Origin of the sequence: Okeania sp. SIO3I5, assembly GCF_010672085.1 — a bacterium.
Taxonomy (GTDB): domain Bacteria; phylum Cyanobacteriota; class Cyanobacteriia; order Cyanobacteriales; family Microcoleaceae; genus Trichodesmium.
This window is the reverse complement of the sequence record NZ_JAAHHT010000321.1, coordinates 1-2286: the sequence shown is the minus strand read 5'-3', so window position 1 is coordinate 2286 and position 2286 is coordinate 1. Positions and strand designations below refer to the sequence as shown.

Sequence of the window (2286 nt, the reverse complement as noted above, 5' to 3'; positions counted from 1 at the left end):
AGAAGTTAATAATTTGTCTGGGTTGGGAAACCAAACTTCTACGGCAAAAAAAATTCCGACTACACCAGTGGTAGAAGTTAATAATTTGTCTGGGTTGGGAAACCAAACTTCTACGGCAAAAAAAATTCCGACTACACCAGTGGTAGAAGTTAATAATTTGTCTGGGTTGGGAAACCAAATCCCGACACAAAAAAAACAGGAATTATTGGGTTTATCAGGAGTAACGGTTGAAAAGTTCTGGGAAATTATTAATCCAGTAATTTTAATGGAAGGAAGAAAGAAGAAAGAAGAAGCAAGAGGAGATTTTTCTCAACCTTCTATTAGTATCCTAACTCCTACTTGGAATTCCTCTTTAGATTGGTTTGTGGAAACAGTTTTGAGTGTTCTTAATCAATCTATTCCTAACTGGGAATGGTGCATTGTTGATGATGGATCGAAACAGTCAGAAATTAGAAATGTTCTTGCTGGTTTGGCAGAAAAAGAATCGAGAATTAAAGTGCTATTTTCAGAAGATAATGGCGGTATTAGTGCTGCGACAAATAAGGCACTAAATATGGCAAAAGGAGAATTTATTTGTTTATTAGACCATGATGATACTCTCGCACCGACAGCTTTAGAAAATAGTTTGGATAAACTCGTAGAAGGATTTGATGTGGTTTATTCTGATGAGGATAAAATTGATTTTTCTGGCTTAAATTATATTCACCCATTCTTTAAACCTGATTGGTCACCTGAATATTTTCGTGGTGTAATGTATGTCGGTCATTTATTATGTGTTCGTCGAGAAATAGCTTTAGTTGCTGGAGGTTTTAAAAGTGAATTTGATGGGGTACAAGATTATGAGTTTATGTTAAGAGTTTCCGAGCAAACTAATAAAATTGCTCATATTTATAAGCATCTTTATCATTGGCGACAAGTTCAGGGAAGTATTTCGGGAGATGCTGATGCTAAAGCTGGTATTGAAGTAGTACAACAAGCTGCTGTTAATGCTCATTTAGAAAGAATTGGTTTGGCGGCAAAAGCAGAACCTGGTTTGGGTAAACATCGGGTAAATATTAATCCTTTGCCAAGAAAGAATTATCCTTTGATTAGTTTGATTATTGCTAGTCCTCATATTTCGGAAAGTCTCGCTCAATGGTTGGAAAATTTCTTGTCTATTTCTACTTATCCCGAAAATGAAGTAATTTTAATTGGTGGCAATGACGCAGAGAATTTAATTGAAAATCCTGCTGTGAAAGTTTTAAGTTTACCCGGTAAGTTTAATTATTCTCGTGCTTATAATTTGGGTGCAAAAACTGCTCAAGGTGACTATTTTGTTTTTCTGAATATTAATTTAGAACCTGCGGTTGAAGATTGGCAAAGACATCTTTTATATTATGCGGAACAATCTGATATTGGTGCTGTGGGAGGGTTGTTAGTTTTCCCCAATGGAACTGTTGAACACGCGGGTATTGTGTTAGGAAAATCGGGAAAAGTTAATTATGTGATGCGAGGTTTTCCTACTAATGATGATGGTTATGCAGGTTCTTTAGTTTGTGCAAGAGAGGTATCTGCTCTAAGTCGAGATTGTTTGATGGTGAGTCGGGAAAATTTTGAGTTGGTAGGTGGTTTTAATGAACATTTTTTCTCTGATTATCAGGATGTTGATTTGTGTTTGAAATTGAGAAAGAAAGGTAAGCGAATTTTGTTGACTCCTCGCTGTGTTTTAATTAACCATGAATCAGAAAAACATAGGCAGGAAAATTATGATGTGGTTGATTATATGTTGCTGTTAGATCAATGGCAAATTTATATGGATCTGGGAGACCCATATTGGAGTAGGGGAGTAGGGGAGTAGGGGAGTAGGGGAGTAGGGGAGTCGGGGAGTCGGGGAGTCCTGTTCGCGTAATGGCGAAGATACATAAGTTTTGTAATTTCTGACCACATCTCCGAGACCTCCGACACTTCCGACACTCCCCACACCTCTGAGACCTCCGACACTTCCGAGACCTCCGACACTTGCGAGACCTCCGACACTTGCGAGACCTCCGACACTTGCGAGACCTCCGAGACCTCCGACACTCCCCACACCTCCGACACTCCCCACACCTCTGAGACCTCCGAGACTTCCAACACTCCCCACACCTCCGAGACCTCCGAGACTTCCGAGACCTCCGACACTTCCGACACCTCCGACACTCCCCACACTCCCCACACTCCCCACACCTCCGACACTCCCCACAGCTCCGAGACCTCCGAGACTTCCGACACTCCCCACAGCTCCGAGACCTCCGAGACTTCCGACAC

General features: G+C 40.8%; 2 protein-coding genes. One reads left to right on the top strand and one right to left on the bottom strand.

What is annotated here, in order from left to right:
- The coding region (locus F6K40_RS36495) for a glycosyltransferase family 2 protein (protein WP_293143971.1) at window positions 1-1837 on the top strand (1837 nt) is incomplete at its 5' end.
- Here F6K40_RS36495 and F6K40_RS36490 read toward each other — a convergent pair.
- On the bottom strand, window positions 1789-2286 hold a 498-nt coding region (locus F6K40_RS36490), incomplete at its 5' end, for a hypothetical protein (RefSeq protein WP_293143969.1). The two genes, F6K40_RS36495 and F6K40_RS36490, sit on opposite strands and share 49 nt — an antisense overlap.